The sequence below is a fragment of the Acinetobacter sp. 16 genome (assembly GCF_033439925.1).
Lineage (GTDB): Bacteria > Pseudomonadota > Gammaproteobacteria > Pseudomonadales > Moraxellaceae > Acinetobacter > Acinetobacter junii.
In genome coordinates this window covers 1,500,185-1,516,283 of sequence record NZ_CP137746.1, presented here as the reverse complement: position 1 = coordinate 1,516,283, position 16,099 = coordinate 1,500,185, and the positions used below count along the sequence as shown (strand labels likewise).

The window sequence follows — 16,099 nt, the reverse complement described above, 5'->3', positions numbered from 1 at the left end:
ACATTTGATTTATATTACTTTATTGTTTGACACCCAAACAATTCATCAAGTAATTTAATGAGAAGTTTCACATTTCCATCTTCTTAGGCAAACCCATGACACTCATAGATCAAACTAACCATGTCACCCATGATTACCCTCGAGATATGCTAGGTTATGCCAATCTTCCTCCACATGCTCAGTGGCCAAATCAAGCCAAAATAGCCGTTCAGTTTGTCTTGAATTATGAAGAAGGTGGAGAAAAACACATTTTGCATGGTGATGATGGTTCAGAGCAGTTCCTCTCTGAAATCAGTGGAGCTGATAGTTATCCTGCTCGTCATCTCTCGATGGATTCCATCTACGAGTATGGTTCACGTGTCGGGTTTTGGCGAATTCAACAGGAGTTTGCTAAACGTCATTTACCTATGACGATTTTTGCTGTTGCGATGGCATTACAAAGAAATCCTTTAGTGGTTGAAGCAATCAAACAAAATCACTATGACGTTGTTTCGCATGGTTTACGTTGGATACATTATCAAAATGTAGATATTGAAACTGAGAAAGCACATATGGCTGAAGCCATGCAAATTTTAAAAGATTTATTTGGGAAATATCCAACAGGTTGGTATACAGGGCGTGATAGCCCCAATACGCGTCAACTCTTGGCTGATTATGATCAGATTCAATATGACAGTGATTATTATGGAGATGATCTACCTTTTTGGACAACACTATCGAAAAAGAATGGTGAAACTCGTCCACATCTCATTATTCCATATACGCTTGATACGAATGATATGAAGTTCGCTTCACCAACAGGTTTTAATCGTAGTGAAGATTTTTTTGAGTATTTAAAAGATGCTTTTGATGTGTTGTATGCTGAAGGAACGACTTCACCGAAAATGCTATCAATCGGGATGCATTGTCGAATTTTAGGTCGCCCTGCTCGTTTTAAAGCACTACAGCGCTTTTTGGATTATGTGCAAAATCATGATCGTGTATGGATTTGTACTCGTCAACAGATTGCGGAGCACTGGTATAAATATCATCCTTATCAGTGGTAAACCTATCGTTAGACTGGCGGTATCCTTGCCGCCCTACACGATAGTAATCATCAATATAAATTCAAAAAGCTTAAGCCCTACTAAAGTAAATCATAGCCTAATAATATTACGTAACTGCTTAGGCTATTTTCGCCATTTCCACACTCCTCTGTTGCAAGAGTTTTACCGCATCCTTAGCTTGCGAAGCCAGCTCCATCATATCAACATCAGGAATTTGGTCATTTTCTACCACCATTTTCCCTGCGATAAACATTGCATGGATATGTGCCCGACCACCACTCGCGACAGGGGCAATTGCCATATCATGTAAGCCAAAATAACGAGGATCATCTAAACGATACAGCACTAAATCAGCTTGTTGACCTACTTCAATCGTACCCACTTGATCTAAGCCTAAAATTTTAGCGCCTCCAACTGTGCCCCAACGTATAATATCTTCAATAGTCGCAGCATCAGCCCCGCCTTCAAATTGCCCGCCCTCGTACTGTGGGACAGCCAACATCCCTTTTCGAGCACGTTGCAATAACCATGCGGCATGTGTTTCTGACAACATATCGGCAGCCTCATTTGACGCCGCACCATCCACACCAATCGAAATGGTCATGCCAGCTTTTTCTAAAGTCACTAAATCAGCAATACCGCTGCCCAAACGCGCATTACTTTGTGGGCAATGTGCAATACCTGTATGGGTTTGCCCCAAGATTTGAATTTCTTCAGGTAATAGCTTCACGAGATGCGCAAACCAAACATCATGTCCCACCCAATCATTTTCGGCACAATATTGCACAGGTGTCATGTTAAATTTGGCTTTTGCCGCATCCAAATAATCTACCGTTTCAGATAAATGACTATGCATTCGGATACCTAGTTGACGCGCGATCTTGGCACTTTCCCGAAACTGTTGCGCTGCCGTTGAGTGCAAAGTCGATGTCGGCGCCATCACGATTTTGCGAAAAGCATGGCTATCTGGTTGATGATATAAATGCACTAAGCGCTCAATATCCGCCATATAGTCATCGAACTTTTCAGGGCGCAATGCCTGTGGTAATTCACTTTCTAAACCACGCGTGAGCGTTGCACCACCTCGACACAACACAAAACGCATGCCTAGCTTTTCTGCTTCATCAAATAATATCGCAGCGCCATCAAACGGCATTTTTGGCCAATATAAATAATGATGATCGGCGAGTGTTGCACAACCTGAACGTAATAGTTCAATTAAGCCAATACGAACCGCAACTCTAAATGTTTCTTCATCAAATGCACCACGAAAACGATATGGGGTGCTGGCAAGCCAAGCTGTTAAGCTTTGATTTAAGCCTTGCGGCTCACCTTTCAGTAAAGATTGAAACAAATGATGGTGTGTATTGACCCACGCTGGATAAATAACGCAATTTTTTGCACTCACCACCTGTTCATGTGGTTGTTGCGTAAGCTGACCTATTTCCTTAATTTTGCCATCTTGAATACGAATATCAGTGGCAGAAGACCGCGCGGCATTCGCTGATAACCCTGTCAAAATCGCATGGGCATTTTTAATCAAATAACTGTGGTTCATCATACTTGTTCACTCTCATGCCATTTATTTAAGAAAATACGACTCAACAAAGACATGGCGACAAATAAACCCAGACCTGTACAAGTAATTAAAAATAAAGCCGCAAACATTAATGGTAAATCTAACTGGAAACCCGCTTGTAAGATTTGATAAGCCAAGCCAGCACTAGTACCACCTGCTCCTGCAACAAACTCAGATACCACTGCACCGATCAAAGCCAAACCACAGGAAATTCGTAAACCACCAAAGAAATAAGGCAATGCATTTGGTACACGTAAGCGCATTAAAATTTGCCAACGGCTTGCTCTATTAATCTGAAATAAATTGAGCAAGCCTTTATTTACGCTGCGTAAACCGAGAGTTGTATTGGTTAAAATTGGAAAAATTGCCACTAACATGGCGCACACAACCAGTGCTAGAGTTGTATTTTGAATCCAAATAATTACTAGCGGTGCAATTGCAACAATCGGTGTGACCTGAAATAAAATTGCATACGGCATAAAACATGCCTCAAGCACACGACTTTGTACAAATACAAAAGCAACCAAAGTTCCAATGATGACTGCACACGCAAACGCCAACATAGTAATTTTCAAAGTGACCCATAAACTACCAAATAGCAAACCCGATTGATTGATCATGCTCATTGCAATATCACTCGGCTTCGGCACGATATAAACAGGAATATTCATCTGTTGAAAACTCAGTTGCAAACTAGAAGTAGCAACAAACCTAAACTCAGTGGTGCCGCAATACGCTGGATCGCAGGATTTTGCAATAAAGGTTTAATCATGATCATGGCCTCCACTTGCTTCTGCTAATAATTCAGAAAGATGAGAGCATTGTTTGATAAAGCCTTCAGAGGTTCTAAAGGATTCATCGCGTTGATACGGTCCATCCACAGGTAGATCTGCAACCACACGCCCTGGGCGTGCACCCATCACAATCACACGTGAAGACAAATAAACCGCTTTATAAATACTATGGGTAACGAACACAACCGTTAGATCACGCTCTGACCAAAGTTTGCGAATGTCACTATCTAATTTATGCCGCGTAAACTCATCTAATGCGCCAAAGGGTCCATCCATCAGTAATAAATCAGGTTCTGTAACCAATGCTCTTGCAAGTGAAGCACGCATTTGCATACCGCCTGACAACTCTCTTGGATAGGCTTTGGCAAATTTATCCAAACCAACGGCTTTTAAAGCTTCGTGGACTTTTGGCGTACTTTCTGACTTGGCAACATGCCTTAAATCCAAAGGTAAACGTACATTATCTTCAATATTTGAACACGGCATTAAGGTGGCTTCATGAAATACCATTGCCATTTTGCATTGCGACTGAATATCAGCCTTGCCGTTCCAACGCACATGCCCAGCAGAAGGCTGCTCAAGGTCGGCAAACATTTTTAATAATGTACTTTTGCCACACCCCGATGGTCCAAGCAAAGAGACGATTTCACCACGCAAAATATTGAGGTCTAAACGTTGTAATGCATGTGTACCATTTGGATAAGTTTTTTCTGCGCCTCTGACCATAATCATAGGCGTTAAGAAATTTGATGATTCTTTGACTGGAATATCAACAGATAAAGCTGAATTCATATGGTTTCCCCTTCGTGCAAATGCCCTATTTTCTTAACCGATTCAAAACAGCTTATTTCTTCGCAGTATTAACGAACTGTGTTGTATAAGCCGATTTCCAATTGGTTTTGGCATTGAGTAAACCTGCACCCACCATAAAGTCACGCGTTGCTTTCCAACGGGCATCGGTCATCACACCAACACCCATTTTTTTCGCATCCCCTCCATCAATTAAGTTACGTTTACGCATTTGATCTACTGCAAAAGCCAGTAGCTCATCATTCATATTTGGATTTTCTTTTTTAATCACTGCATTTCCTAATTTCGGATCTGCTAAATAATTTTTCCAACCCTCCATCGAGGCTTGAACAAAACGGCGAAGTACATCTGGCTTTGCTTGAATCACATCATTGCGTGTAACCAAAATACCACCATAAGCAGGATAACCAGCATCGGCAAATAAGAAGAAATTACTTGAAGGTTCAGCTTTTTTTGCTTGTAACACTTCTGAAGTCGCATAAGCTTGTTGCGCAACATTTTTCCCTGCAAGGAATGGCTGCATGTTAAATGTATATGGACGTGCTTGAGCTGCATTTAAATGATATTTGCCTTTCAACCAAGGCCACCAACTTGCTTGACCGCTCGTCGAGACAAGAATCGTTTTTCCTTTTAGATCAGCCAAAGACTTTACATCGCTATGTGTAAGTATGCCTTGTGGATCAAATTGAAATGGTGCAGCAATGGCTTTGATTGGGAAATTGCTTTCAATTCCTTTTAGAACTTGTAAATCGTAATTAATAATAATGTCTGCACGTTTTGAGAGTAATAACGTCATATTGTTGACTTGCGCCCCGCCGATTTTAATATCGACATCTAGACCATATTTTTTATAAATCCCTTGTGCTAAAGCTTGATAGTAACCACCTTGTTCAGCTTGCGCATACCATGTCGTTTGTAGAACCAATTTATCGGCAGCTTGAGTAAATGAACTGAATAATAGTGTGCTTGCAATGACAGTTAATCGTCCTTTGCCTACATAATGCTGAATTTTCATAAGTAAGACCCCTAAATATGTATGAACTCATTTCGCTATTCTTTTAGGGGAATCAAAACCAAATGTATAAAAGCACACAGATTCTCTCAAAGCCAAATCATGACTTTGTCCCCAAAAGAGGAACAGCTAACGCTGTAGAGCAATGTCCCATGTGTAATACACACTAACCGCTTATACTCACTCATGATTTAGCAAACACCATGCCAGTATTTATTTAATAGATATTTTTCATATAGATAGATTAAAAACTAGATTTCATATTGATGTCAGCTATTCATTCTTCACTAACATTTGCGCTTTATTCTGAATTATTTTGGATAAAAAAATAAAATGCACCATTTTAAGACCACACCATGCGCAAAAAAGAATCAAATATTAAATTAACCACCAAACCTATTGATTTATTTTCATCTAATCAGCATTAAATCTAGCATTTTACAGACACTAATCCAGTTCGTAGCTTATTTTTAAACATTGGTATAGAAAATGCTTATATAGATTTGTTAGAGTAGAAGCGTTCAGCATATATCTAAAAATATATGTGGGTCATTGCTCAGAAATAAGCTCACTTTCTATTGATTTAGAAGGTATTGCTCTTTTTTGAAATAATGACCCAGTCGCCTTTCATTCAATTTGATTGGGTCATGGTCTATCCAAAAATTGAGGTGAAATATGAATGCAAACATGACCAACTTAGCTGAGGAAAATAACTACAGCCTCGAAGAACTCCAGAAAGAATCTCGCATGGGCGCTTTAGGTCAAGAAACATTTGAACGTGAAGTTCGCGTGATTGATTTATCTGACTTTGAACAACGTAAGTATGACATAGCAGATCACCTCTGGTCAGCAGCAACCGATATTGGTTTTTTTCAAGTTTCAAATCATGGCATTGATTTAGATCAAATCAAAAATGCCTTTGAAATGACTGAAAACTTTTTCAATCTTCCTGAACACATCAAAGCACAATACCCATTGAACCGTAATGCGGGCTGGGAAAGTAAAGCGCAAATTCGACCATCCACCAGTACGCCTGATCAAAAAGAATCTTATCAAATCACTCGTCCACGTATGGCTGGCTTATATCCCAGTGAACAGGAATTACCGACATTTAAAGCAACCATGCTTGAGTTTGAAAAATCTTGCTGGCAAGTCGGTATGAAAATATTATCTTGCTTCGCCTACAAACTTGACTTTGCAGATAATTTCTTTGCCCTTGCACATGACCCCGACCAAGAAACCTATCAAAGCACGCTTCGGATGTTGCACTACTATGCAATCGACCCAGCCATTAAAGATCAACTTGGTTTATGGCGTGCAGGTGCACACACTGATTTTGATTGCTTAACTTTATTGTTCCAGCGCAAAGGTCAAGGTGGCTTGCAAGTCTGTCCTGGTAAAGATATGGCGCAACAACAATGGACTAGCATTGAACCAAGAGACGATGTGATCACCTGTAATATTGGCGATATGTTGATGCGCTGGAGCGATGATCAATTACCATCGAATTTCCATCGTGTCAAAAATCCTGAAGCTCATGAATATCAGGGTGCACGATATAGTTTGGCATTCTTTTGCCAAGCCAATGAAGATGTTGTGATTGAAAGTCCTAAAAAGAAATATCCTGCGATTACGGCTAAGGAATATTTAAAACAGCGGATTAGTGCCAATTTTGAAGGGAAATACTGAGTAAATTTGCGGTCAGAGACTCACTATCTCTGACTACGGTTGTTGCTCAACAATCCAATATGACTGAGTCAAATGGTGTACATCACAATTTTTGCCCTCACCGATACGATCCACCACTAAAAAATCACTTTTAGCTTCTAAAGTAATAAGTGGATGATGCCAAACCCCTTGGTGATAATTCACACCTTGCCGACCATTGGATAAAAAGGCATAAATCTGTTGTTCATCAGGTCGTGTTTCATCAAATGCTAATGCCACGATGATGATAAATTTCTGTTGTTGTAATGGGATAAAAGACTATGAACCATAAGGATGACGCTCCAGCATATCGATTTTAAATGGAATCTCTGTTGCTGATAAATTATGGAAAACACTGATACCCACAGCAACATTGTCGCCAGACACTTGCGCGATAGATAATGAATGATAGCGCTCTGTTAAACCTTGATTAATCGGAAAAAAATCATGGTTTTCTTTTTCAATAACATCACCAAAGGCTGCGAAGTTGGCTTGAGTTAATGGCTGAATCTGGATGCTTTTCTTCATAGATTGATTTTCACTTTAATACCTTGAATTTAATTTAAAAGTGATCTAATTATTAAAAAATGATTAGCAGAGTCATTCTGAGTTATCATCAAATCTCAGGATAAACCTGCGGTTCGCCCTACTTTTCTTTCGGGAAAAGTAGGCAAAACCATTTGTTAGACTGACATTACGTCCATGTAATGCAGTCCAACAGGCGGCATCCATGCCGCCTCCACGATAGTAAATAAATACCTAAATTTCATATCTAATACTATTTAATAATTTGTCCCCATAAACGAATGCGACTGATTCCACCATCAGGAATCATATTGACACGAATATAGTTCACTTTTTGATGCTGCAAGATTTCAGCAATATATGTGTGAATCGCGTCCATTGATAAAGGCTGCTGTTCTAATAAGTAAGACCAAAACATACTTTGAGGAATCAACTGTGCATCTGTTGCATCCTCAACATAAGCGGCTTGGATCGAACAAAATGCAGGAAAATTACCTTTAAAATGTGCTGTATCAACTTCTATTTTTTCTACGTGCCCAGTTTGTCCTAACGCAATAACACACCAATCAAAACCAGGCTCACGGCGGCGCTTGGTTTCCCAACCATCGCCCATATTAATGCCACGATCTGGGCTGAGTAGGTTATTCGGATGCCCGTAATGTGCATCACTAAATGCAACAATACGCCCACCATTTTTCAAACCAATCAGATCAATTTGTTGGGTTGAATCTATATTTTCCAGTAGGACATTTCCGTAAACACGTAAACGAGCAACACCACCATCAGGGAAAATGTTAAGTCGAATATGGGTGATTTTATGTACTTCACAACTAAAAAAATGATGATGATCAGGAGACAAAACCGAGTTTTCTAACAGTGGGATCCAAGTAATATTTTCCAGTTGATCATCAGGTGCATAACACCCTTCTATTGAGGCAGAAGCAGGATAATTCCCTGTGAAAAAAGAAGTATCGAGATCAAAGCCTGAAACTTTTCCAGTTACACCTAAGCGAACAATACACCAATCATAACCAGCTTCGCGCTTACGGCATGTTTCCCAGCCATCCATCCATTTGCCATGATCATCAAACTTACCTTCAATAAATTTTGCAGGTTCTGGTTGTAGCATTCGTTCCGCACTTGCAAAAAACTCATCTGAACAAGACATAATGCTCGCGCCGATGCGCGCACCAGCTAAATTGGTTAAACCCTGTAAGTTATCTGGCAAAGTTACTACTTTGGCAATATGCACCGTCATTGATCAATCCTAAAAACATTTTCATATGGTTCATTCTATGCAAAATCCAGTCCAACTGGTCTGACCTGTTGCAAATAATTATCTAATTTTAGCTTTGAAGCAATTTAAATTTATGAATTTTGTGTAGAATCAAATTGTTCATTTTATTTCTAGGAAACGATGTATATGAGTCCACAAGCTATGCTCAACGGAAAATCATCTCAAGTGACTGAGCAAGCGGTGGAAGTCATTCATCAACGTATTCAAGAAGGTACTTATGCAATTGACTCTACATTACCTTCCCAACGTGATCTTGCTACCCAGTTAGGAATCAGTCGCGCTTCTCTACGTGAAGCTTTAACTCGTCTTGCTGCTTTAGGCTTGTTAGAAATTAAGGCTGGTAAAGGTGTTTATGTCATTTCAAAGCATAGTAAAGCAGCCGAACAATGGGAAGGTGAACATCGCATTTCTTTAAAAGATTTCTATCAACTACGCTATGTGCTTGAAGGATTTTGCGCCTTGCTGGCATGTGAATATCTAACTGAACAAGATAAATCAACTTTAAAACTACACTATGAAACGCTCTCAAATGCAATTTTGGAACAAAATTGGCAAGCTGCTTCTGAATGTGATTATGCATTTCACCAACATATCATTGAATTAAGTCATAATCAGTCAATCATTCAAACACTTAAAATGCATAATGAATGGATTAAGAAAAGTCAGATTCTTCCCTTCGTTCAACCTAATCTAGCATTCAAAACCATTCAAGAACATGATGCGATTTTACAGGCGCTATTTAAACAAGATGCTATAGCGGCTGAAAAAGCGATGCAGGCACACATTATTGGCGCTGCACAACGTGCTGGTGTTTATTTTTCTCGTCATGAGCAATCATAAAGCTCAGTCTTAATTCTCATTTTTGATTCATTTATCTAGGATCAGATATCCATACACATCACTACTGTCCCATAGTTTGCTTTAAATAAAAAAACCTGAGTCTAAATAGTTAAAATATAAGTGCAAACAAACACTTTAACTATAAAGGACTCAGGTTTTGTCACATCAGAATACCGTATTTCATCAATTACTCAAACCCATTCTAAGACAAGATTTTGAACGTCTGGCTAAACTGCATCACTCTGGGCAAAAATTAAGATCAGCCACCCGCTGGGATCAGTTTGTTGCCATATTGATGTCCCAACTTTCTTGTCGGCAAAGCTTAAGAGACATTCAATCCAATCTCGAATCCCAGCAGGAAAAGCTCTATCATCTTGGTGCGAAGAGAATTGCGCGAAGCACCTTAGCAAGACTCAACGAAGAACAGCCCGCCAGCCTGTATCAGCAATTGTTCACACAGCTGCTTCAGCGCTGTGAAAACTCTAAAACTGCACATAAATTTAGATTCAAAAATCCGCTGTATTCACTAGATGCCAGTCATATTGATCTTTCACTGTCATTGTGCGCATGGGCAAAAGTGCATGAATCCAAAGCCAGTATTAAACTCAGTGTTGGCTTAAATCACAGCAATACCATTCCTGAATTTGTAGCGCTTGGGGATGGTATTGAAAATGATATGGTGCAAGGCAGAGCATTTAAATTTCCTGCTGGCAGCATTATCGTCTTTGATAAAGGATATGTTGATTATCAATGGTTTGCTCAGTTGACACTTCAGAACGTCAGCTTTGTAACCCGGCTACGCCCAAAGACAGTTTATCAAGTTAAATCAAGCCGCAGCGTATTAGAGACTAAAGGGATTATTGCGGATGAATGTATTGAATTGAGCAGTGCGTATGCCAAGAAAAGAGGCGCACCTAAATTATTAAGACGTATAGAGTTTTATGATACAGATAAGAAAAGAACATTCGAATTTCTGAGCAACAACTTTCATCTGGCAGCATCCACCATTGCTGCAATTTATAAAGACCGCTGGAAGATTGAGTTATTCTTTAAAGCGATCAAGCAGAATTTAAAACTGAAGTCATTTCTAGGTCGAAGCCGCAATGCGATACAAACGCAAATATGGATTGCATTAATTGCCTATTTGCTGGTGAACTTCGCTAAACACATGGCACAAGAAGGATGGAGTGTTCAGCGTTTACTGAGAATTATTCAGGTCAATTTATTTGAAAGGAAACTTTTAAGGTCACTCTTTGTGCCTGATAAAAAATGGCGAAAACAAGAAGAACCTCAATTGAGGTTCTTCTTGTGATATTTGTGGGACAGCAGTGCCATACACATACTTCTTTTTTTATTTTATAGATTGATGATATGTAAATAACTTTCTCAGAGAAGCATGTTCTAGATAAAAATTTTACCCACCAAAATACCAATGCACTACTTTAATCCAAACTTTGAACTACATTAAAACACCCAACCTATTCTTGCATTTTAATAATGCAAATTTACTGGTATGACCTGTTCAACCACAGGTTAAAATTGGCACAATTCTCGCTTAAGACTTATTAGAAATTTATAGTTCTAAAATTAGGGTCTAAAAGATGAATATTGCGATTGTAGGTGCAGGTATGGGCGGTTTAACTGCTGGTATCGCTTTAAAAAAATTTGGGCATCAAGTCACGATTTATGAGCAAGCAGCTGAAATATTACCTGTAGGAGCAGCGATATCACTCTGGTCGAACGGCGTAAAATGCCTAAATTATCTTGGTTTGACTGAGCAAATTCAAACTTTAGGCGGACAAATGGAATCATTAGCCTACATCGATGGCCTGAATAATCAAACCATGACTCAGTTTGATTTAACTCCTTTGTATAAAGAAGTTGGACAACGTGCCTACCCTGTTGCGCGTGCAGATTTACAACAACTTCTCATGGAAACATTTGGCTTAGAAAATATTAAACTAGGCATGAGAATGACCGAGATTGAAGATCAGTCTGAATATGTCAATATTCATTTTTCCGATGGTTCCGAGATTCAAGTTGATCTATTAATTGGTGCGGATGGAACCCACTCCATCACACGCAAGTTTGTACTCGGCCATCAAGTTGAACGACGTTATGCTGGTTATGTCAATTGGAATGGACTCGTTGAAATTGATGAAAAAATTGCACCAGCACAACAATGGACAACCTATGTCGGTGAAGGAAAACGTGTCTCACTTATGCCTATAGCACAAAATCGTTTCTATTTCTTTTTTGATGTGCCTATAGAAGCAGGTCTACCCAATCAACGTGATCAATATAGAACTGAGCTGAAAAAAAATTTCAAAGATTGGTGTTCACCTGTGCATCAACTGATTGATCGTTTAGATGAGCAAAAAACCAATCGCGTTGAAATCCATGATATTGAACCTTTTATGAGTTTTTATAAAGGTCGTGTCGTTTTACTTGGCGATGCAGCACACAGTACAACCCCAGACATTGGGCAAGGTGGTTGCCAAGCAATGGAAGATGCTATTTACTTGGCACGTGCTTTGCAAATAAATACTTTTGGGCTAAGTGATGCACTAGAACGATACCAGAACAAACGTAATGACCGAACCAAAGAAATGGTATTACGTGCTCGTAAGCGTTGTGATGTAACGCATATGAAAGATCAAAAAGTGACTGAAGAATGGTATCAATCACTCTATACAGAACAAGGTTCGCACATCATGCAAGGAATTATTAGCAATATTGTGGGAAATCCTTTAGATTAATAACATAAAGTTTTAACTCCCCCCTTCAATGGGGGCTTTTTTTGTCTAATTTTAATTTTCAGAATTATAAAATTAAAGTGACTTCAAAAATTCTATACGCTGTTTCAACAGCGTGACCTGACAATCAAGATTAAAAATCATCGTTGAGGGACTATAGCCACTATCAACACTAACAAAATCACCACACTGCTGATCTTTATAATTAGACCAAGACTTCTGAGCTGTATCTAGCTCTTTTCTAGCTTCAGTCTGTTTATAAACTTTTTTATAGATTGTATTTAGCTCAGTCCTCAACCTTTTTACTTCTTTATCTAAACATTCTGTAGCTTCAAAAGAATTAGCTGATTTAGCACAAATCTGAGCAGCGTAAATTTCTGAAGACATGGCTAACGTTAAAATTAATAGGCTTTTTTTCATCATTATTTTTTCAATCAAGATAGTTGTTTATAAATTCAGATAAAGTCTAACCTAATTTTAGAAATTATTTAGGGTGTGTTGACACTTTTAGCTTAAAAAAATAGCGAAGTAGTAAAATCAAATCGCCAAACCCAATTTTACTATTCGCTATGCCTCGTACCATGCTGACAGATCAACACTGGCAAAAGTTGAAAACTATTTTGCGTAATTTATCTATTCATCACAACTCAAATTTACGTAATTTTATTGAAGCTATTCTCTATAGAATTAGAACAGGCTGTCCGTGGCGAGATATTCCTTCCTATTTCGGTCAATCAAACTCTATTTTCAAACGTTTTAATCGTTTGTCAAGCAGCGGTAAGTTGCTTAGATTATTCAAATTATTAGCATCATGCCCCGATATGGAGTGGATTTTTATTGATGGCTCTCACGTACGTGCTCATCAACATTCTGCCGGTATAGCGAATCAATCCATTTCTAAAAGTGTAGGAGGAAACTCCTCAAAAATACATTTGATTGTTGATTCACATGGCAATCCTATTGATTTCATGATTACCGATGGCACTACACATGACATCAAAGTTGCACCTGATTTAATAGCAACATTAGATTTAAAAGAGACAGAAGTGGTATGCGCAGATAAAGGCTATGATTCAGAACCACTGCGTGAGCAGATCAGAAAAACAGGAACAAAAGCGAATATACCAAAGAAAATAAATAGCCAATCGAACAATGATCATATGGACTGGTATTTATATAAAATCAGGCATTTAGTTGAAAATATGTTTTGTAGATTAAAACAATTTAGAGGGATAGCTACTCGATATGACAAGCTCAAAAGAAATTATCAAAGTGCTGTTGCCTTAGCCTGTATATTTTTATGGCTACCTTTATAGGTTTAATTATGAACAGTAAATGTCAACAGACCCTAGAAATAAAATTAACTTAACATACATTTACTCTCTTTTTAGACAATCGAAAGCACTCTAATTGTGTTTTTCTAAATTTTTAAGAGCCCAACAACAAATCACTTCTAAATTATTTAGAATACTGTTTTATCTTTTCTCAAATCAAAGCTCCCCTAGACCTATTCAAAAATGAATAAGAAATTTTTTAATGGTTGATGATTAAAACGTGTGATGGATTTAGAAAATCAAGCCACTTCAGTACCGTTATGAGTGGCCAGAATTAATAGGTAATGTTATTGTTTCCACCGATTTTTTGGCGAAAGGTAAATGATTAAATAAAATATTGAGCAAAATGGCAGTGATACATGCTGAGCTAATTCCAGAATGTAATAGTGTACTAACCCATTTTGGAAACTGTGCGTAGAACTTATTGTTTGCAATCGGAATCATTCCAATTGCCAATGAGGTTGCGACAATAATCAAATTTTTATGATCGTTATAATCTACTTTTGCCAATGTGCGGATACCACTTGCGGCCACTGTGCCAAACAATACAATACCTGCCCCACCTAATACTGGCATTGGAATAGCAGCGACTAACCGCCCAACAATTGGTAATAAGCCAAGTACTACCAGAATCCCTCCAGCAGTAGCTACAACAAAACGACTTTTGATTCCTGTAATTGCAACCAAGCCTACATTTTGTGCAAATGCGGTTTGCATAAACGAACCAAAAATTGGGGCAACCGCACTAGATAACATATCAGCGCGTAAACCGTCTCCAATCCGTTTAGAATCAACTTTGCTTCCAACAATTTCACCAATTGCGATAATGTCTGCTGTAGTTTCAGTCATAATAACTAAAGTTACAATCACCATAGAAAGTATGGCGGTGAATTCAAATACTGGCATTCCAAAATGAAAGATATGAGGAAAAGCGAACATTGAACCGTTAGCAACTTTGGAAAAATCTGCAAACCCAGCCAATGAAGCGATAATCGTTCCTAATACAATCGCCATTAAAATTGCCAGACGACGCATTAACTGACTTTTTAGCATACTGAAAATAATGACAATCGTTAAAGTCATCGCAGCTAGGCCAATGTTTGCTGGATCGCCCCAGTTTTCAGCTTTTGGATTACCCCCCATCATCCAACGAATCGCAACAGGCAATATAAAGAAGGGGCTTAGGAAGTTAAGCATATCAAAAAGTATGGTAACTTCCTTATATGAAAGCAAAAAATAGATACTATTCCCGTTCAAGAATCACAGAGGCAAAATTCAGACAGATCATTCGCTTTTTTGCCATGGATTTAACTGCTTCAGATACAGCTAAACTCACCAATATTTCTGTACGTTCCATCAATACAATTTACATCAGGTTGCGTAAAAAGATTGCGGCACAATGTGAGGAAATATCTCCTTTCAACGGTATCGTTGAACTTGATGAATCCTACTTTGGTGCTCGTCGTATTCGAGGAAAACGTGGACGTGGTGCATCAGGAAAAACCATTGTATTTGGACTACTCAAAAGAGATGGAAACGTATACACAGAAATTGTGCCTGATTGCTCCAAAGCTACGCTACAGGGCATTATTCGGGGGCATATAGAGCTTGATTCTGTGATCAATACAGATGGATGGAGAGGCTATGATGGTTTAGTTGATATTGGTTTTGACAAACATTTAAGAGTGAATCATGGGAACAACGAATTTGCATGCGGGGAGCGTCATATTAACGGCATAGAATCATTCTGGGGATATGCTAAAAAGCGACTCGTCAAGTTTAATGGAATTGACAAAAAGATGTTTTATTTGCATCTTAAAGAAACGGAGTATCGCTTCAATCATCGGAACGGTAATTTATATCTCGATTTGCTTAAATTACTCCGTAACAATCCTCTTTAACTTCCTAAGCCCCTAAAGAAATACCAATCATGGTAATCACACAACCAGTCACCACTGGTGGGAAAAAACGAATAATTTTTGAAAAGAATGGTGCGAGTAATAAACCAATCAATGACGCAACGATGACTGCGCCAAATGCTGAAGCTAATCCTCCACCTGTGGTGACAATTGCCAAAATTGTTGCAACACCAGCAAAAGATACCCCTTGAACAATCGGCAGTTTTGCACCGAAATGCTTAAAGCCCAATGTTTGTAACATTGTTGCTATGCCTCTAACAAAAAGCGCAGCAGCAACCAACAAACCTATTTCCGAGGCTTCTAAACCTGCGGCAGCTCCAATAATGATAGGTGGTGCAATAATTCCACCATACATCGTCAGCACATGTTGCAGTCCATAAATGATGTTTTATTCATTCCTAAATATTGATGTTCTGCAGATACGCTTGCACGAGCTTCACTGTGCATTTTATCGTTGTGCATGTAATTTTCCTCTATAAA

At 38.7% G+C, this 16,099-nt stretch carries 12 protein-coding genes and 4 pseudogenes; 7 read left to right on the top strand and 9 right to left on the bottom strand.

Features of this window, described 5'->3' with window-relative positions; translation table 11 throughout:
• Window positions 1–95: 95 nt before the first annotated feature.
• Complete coding sequence (puuE, locus tag R2H34_RS07475) at window positions 96–1,046, top strand: allantoinase PuuE (protein WP_087540726.1); 951 nt, start codon at window positions 96–98, stop codon at window positions 1,044–1,046.
• A 118-nt stretch (window positions 1,047–1,164) separates the two neighbouring features.
• On the opposite strand, the gene R2H34_RS07470 is transcribed toward puuE, so the two are convergent.
• The 4 genes and pseudogenes from R2H34_RS07470 to R2H34_RS07455 form a co-directional block, all read right to left on the bottom strand.
• Window positions 1,165–2,607, bottom strand: coding sequence for an amidohydrolase family protein (locus tag R2H34_RS07470; RefSeq protein ID WP_042892879.1), 1,443 nt, complete (start codon window positions 2,605–2,607; stop codon window positions 1,165–1,167).
• Window positions 2,604–3,397 (bottom strand): annotated as a pseudogene (locus R2H34_RS07465) (ABC transporter permease). Before R2H34_RS07465 ends, R2H34_RS07470 begins: the two are co-directional and overlap by 4 nt.
• Window positions 3,390–4,211, bottom strand: a complete 822-nt coding sequence (locus R2H34_RS07460; RefSeq protein WP_042892877.1) for an ABC transporter ATP-binding protein — start codon at window positions 4,209–4,211, stop codon at window positions 3,390–3,392. The pseudogene R2H34_RS07465 and the gene R2H34_RS07460 overlap by 8 nt, the downstream one beginning before the upstream one ends.
• Before the next feature lie 52 nt (window positions 4,212–4,263).
• On the bottom strand, window positions 4,264–5,244 hold the full coding sequence (locus R2H34_RS07455) for an ABC transporter substrate-binding protein (protein WP_042892876.1): 981 nt from the start codon (window positions 5,242–5,244) through the stop codon (window positions 4,264–4,266).
• A gap of 672 nt (window positions 5,245–5,916) precedes the next feature.
• Here R2H34_RS07455 and R2H34_RS07450 point away from each other — a divergent pair.
• Window positions 5,917–6,930 (top strand): isopenicillin N synthase family dioxygenase, encoded by a 1,014-nt coding sequence (locus R2H34_RS07450; RefSeq protein WP_087540722.1) that lies wholly within the window; start codon window positions 5,917–5,919, stop codon window positions 6,928–6,930.
• A gap of 33 nt (window positions 6,931–6,963) precedes the next feature.
• On the opposite strand, the pseudogene R2H34_RS07445 reads toward R2H34_RS07450, so the two are convergent.
• Together R2H34_RS07445 and alc are read right to left on the bottom strand one after the other, a co-directional pair.
• A pseudogene (locus R2H34_RS07445) lies at window positions 6,964–7,476 on the bottom strand (ureidoglycolate lyase).
• 250 nt (window positions 7,477–7,726) lie between these two features.
• A complete protein-coding gene (gene alc / locus R2H34_RS07440) occupies window positions 7,727–8,731 on the bottom strand; it encodes an allantoicase (RefSeq protein WP_087540720.1) in 1,005 nt (334 codons plus the stop codon).
• A 165-nt stretch (window positions 8,732–8,896) separates the two neighbouring features.
• On the opposite strand from alc, the gene R2H34_RS07435 reads away from it, so the two are divergent.
• From R2H34_RS07435 to hpxO, 3 genes are all read left to right on the top strand, one after another.
• The gene (locus tag R2H34_RS07435) at window positions 8,897–9,610 is read left to right on the top strand and encodes a FadR/GntR family transcriptional regulator (RefSeq protein WP_042892870.1); all 714 of its coding nucleotides are present in this window, start codon (window positions 8,897–8,899) and stop codon (window positions 9,608–9,610) included.
• Window positions 9,611–9,767: 157 nt separating this feature from the next.
• Window positions 9,768–10,922 carry an IS4 family transposase gene (locus tag R2H34_RS07430; RefSeq protein WP_252665764.1) on the top strand — a complete coding sequence of 385 codons (1,155 nt, stop codon included), beginning with the start codon at window positions 9,768–9,770 and terminating at the stop codon, window positions 10,920–10,922.
• Between the two features lie 289 nt (window positions 10,923–11,211).
• Window positions 11,212–12,369: an FAD-dependent urate hydroxylase HpxO gene (gene hpxO, locus R2H34_RS07425; protein ID WP_042893797.1), complete on the top strand. Its 1,158-nt coding sequence runs from the start codon at window positions 11,212–11,214 to the stop codon at window positions 12,367–12,369.
• Window positions 12,370–12,441: 72 nt separating this feature from the next.
• Here hpxO and R2H34_RS07420 read toward each other — a convergent pair whose 3' ends face one another.
• Complete coding sequence (locus R2H34_RS07420) at window positions 12,442–12,789, bottom strand: lysozyme inhibitor LprI family protein (RefSeq protein ID WP_005402800.1); 348 nt, start codon at window positions 12,787–12,789, stop codon at window positions 12,442–12,444.
• A 146-nt stretch (window positions 12,790–12,935) separates the two neighbouring features.
• On the opposite strand from R2H34_RS07420, the gene R2H34_RS07415 reads away from it, so the two are divergent.
• On the top strand, window positions 12,936–13,682 hold the full coding sequence (locus tag R2H34_RS07415) for an IS5 family transposase (protein ID WP_201897680.1): 747 nt from the start codon (window positions 12,936–12,938) through the stop codon (window positions 13,680–13,682).
• 276 nt (window positions 13,683–13,958) lie between these two features.
• Here R2H34_RS07415 and R2H34_RS07410 read toward each other — a convergent pair.
• Window positions 13,959–14,870 (bottom strand): annotated as a pseudogene (locus tag R2H34_RS07410) (solute carrier family 23 protein); the annotation flags it as partial.
• Between the two features lie 53 nt (window positions 14,871–14,923).
• Here R2H34_RS07410 and R2H34_RS07405 point away from each other — a divergent pair.
• Entirely contained in the window at window positions 14,924–15,601 is a 678-nt protein-coding gene (locus R2H34_RS07405; RefSeq protein ID WP_004960139.1) for an IS1595-like element ISAju1 family transposase, read from the top strand.
• A gap of 13 nt (window positions 15,602–15,614) precedes the next feature.
• Here the strand turns inward: R2H34_RS07405 and R2H34_RS07400 are convergent.
• Window positions 15,615–16,081, bottom strand: a pseudogene (locus R2H34_RS07400) (solute carrier family 23 protein); the annotation flags it as partial.
• Window positions 16,082–16,099: the final 18 nt, after the last annotated feature.

Bases quoted from the DNA above. Each gene is read 5' to 3' on its own strand.
- R2H34_RS07415 (WP_201897680.1), top strand. From the start codon at position 12,936: ATGCCTCGTACCATGCTGACAGATCAACACTGGCAAAAGTTGAAAACT.
- hpxO (WP_042893797.1), top strand. From the start codon at position 11,212: ATGAATATTGCGATTGTAGGTGCAGGTATGGGCGGTTTAACTGCTGGT.
- R2H34_RS07460 (WP_042892877.1), bottom strand. From the start codon at position 4,211: ATGAATTCAGCTTTATCTGTTGATATTCCAGTCAAAGAATCATCAAAT.
- R2H34_RS07420 (WP_005402800.1), bottom strand. From the start codon at position 12,789: ATGATGAAAAAAAGCCTATTAATTTTAACGTTAGCCATGTCTTCAGAA.
- R2H34_RS07455 (WP_042892876.1), bottom strand. From the start codon at position 5,244: ATGAAAATTCAGCATTATGTAGGCAAAGGACGATTAACTGTCATTGCA.
- puuE (WP_087540726.1), top strand. From the start codon at position 96: ATGACACTCATAGATCAAACTAACCATGTCACCCATGATTACCCTCGA.
- R2H34_RS07450 (WP_087540722.1), top strand. From the start codon at position 5,917: ATGAATGCAAACATGACCAACTTAGCTGAGGAAAATAACTACAGCCTC.
- alc (WP_087540720.1), bottom strand. From the start codon at position 8,731: ATGACGGTGCATATTGCCAAAGTAGTAACTTTGCCAGATAACTTACAG.
- R2H34_RS07435 (WP_042892870.1), top strand. From the start codon at position 8,897: ATGAGTCCACAAGCTATGCTCAACGGAAAATCATCTCAAGTGACTGAG.
- R2H34_RS07470 (WP_042892879.1), bottom strand. From the start codon at position 2,607: ATGATGAACCACAGTTATTTGATTAAAAATGCCCATGCGATTTTGACA.
- R2H34_RS07405 (WP_004960139.1), top strand. From the start codon at position 14,924: ATGAAAGCAAAAAATAGATACTATTCCCGTTCAAGAATCACAGAGGCA.